The sequence below is a fragment of the Oscillibacter sp. UBA6647 genome, assembly GCA_002455655.1.
GTDB lineage: Bacteria > Bacillota > Clostridia > Oscillospirales > Oscillospiraceae > Oscillibacter.
In genome coordinates this window covers 3,077-4,120 of record DKLF01000120.1, presented here as the reverse complement: position 1 = coordinate 4,120, position 1,044 = coordinate 3,077, and the positions used below count along the sequence as shown (strand labels likewise).

Sequence of the window (1,044 nt, the reverse complement as noted above, 5' to 3'; positions counted from 1 at the left end):
TTTGCTTTGAAAAAGTTTTTTGGTATCCGTTGCTTTTCCAAATGAAAAGGCATGCCGCAGTAAAAAACCATGCGAAACGGCAAGTGCGTGGAGGCGAAAAATTTGGCGGCACTTGTTGCCGCCTTTCTCTGATTGAATTGCAGTTTATGGCATCCACACGCGACAGGCCCCATGCACATAGTATGAACTATTCTTACAGACTTCAAAAGTAAGGAGTAGCTTATGATAAATCTTTCTCTGATACATGTTTCATATCTCGTGCTGATTGTTATATTTCTGGTGGTCATGGCTTGCAAAAAAAGCATTGTAATTCCATGTGCGCTTGGCATCGTGTTGCTTGGCGCAATCGTAACCAGAAGTCCAATTGGCGCAATTCAGACCTTGTTTAACGCGTTAGTCTGGGCGGGCTCAGAGTTCTTGGGAATTATTGTGGTCATTGCATTGGTGGTGGCCATGAGCCGGTCCCTCATCTCCATTGGAGCGGATCGGATGCTGATTTTTTCTCTGAAAAATCGAATGGGAGGACCCAGGTCGGCTTTCTTTATTCTTGGGTTCGTGATGTTTGTTGTATCTATTTGCGTATGGCCATCCCCCGCGGTGGCACTGGTGGGAACACTGCTGCTGCCAATGGCTGTAAGAACTGGAATGCCCGTTCTTTGGGCGGCGGTTGTTATGAACATATTCGGCCACGGTATGGCGCTGTCGGGTGACTTTTTTATTCAAGGCGCACCCACAATCACTGCCAAGGCGGCCGGAACGGATGTTGGAACCATGATGTCCCAGTCGGTGCCGCTGTGGGCCATTATGTGTGTGGTAACGGCGGCAGCGGCCTTTTTATGCTATTGCCGGGATATGCGAAGCTCGCCCGTGCAGACAGTTGACATGGATGCAGTTCAAATGAAAGCCGTGGGGCGGCTTGCACCGTTGATGGCTGTGCTGACGCCCATCGTTTATCTGGGAAATATCGCCGCAATGCTGGTATTTAAGCTTCAGGGCGGAGACGCAACGGCACTGGTCGGCGGGTCCGCATTACTTTTGCTGGTG

At 49.9% G+C, this 1,044-nt stretch carries 1 protein-coding gene and 1 pseudogene; both read left to right on the top strand.

Annotated features, from left to right (window positions below):
* Positions 1-212, top strand: a 212-nt coding sequence (locus B2W96_RS08905; RefSeq protein WP_293009937.1) for a hypothetical protein, incomplete at its 5' end; no start/stop codon positions are given.
* A 10-nt stretch (positions 213-222) separates the two neighbouring features.
* Positions 223-1,044 (top strand): annotated as a pseudogene (locus B2W96_RS08900) (hypothetical protein); the annotation flags it as partial.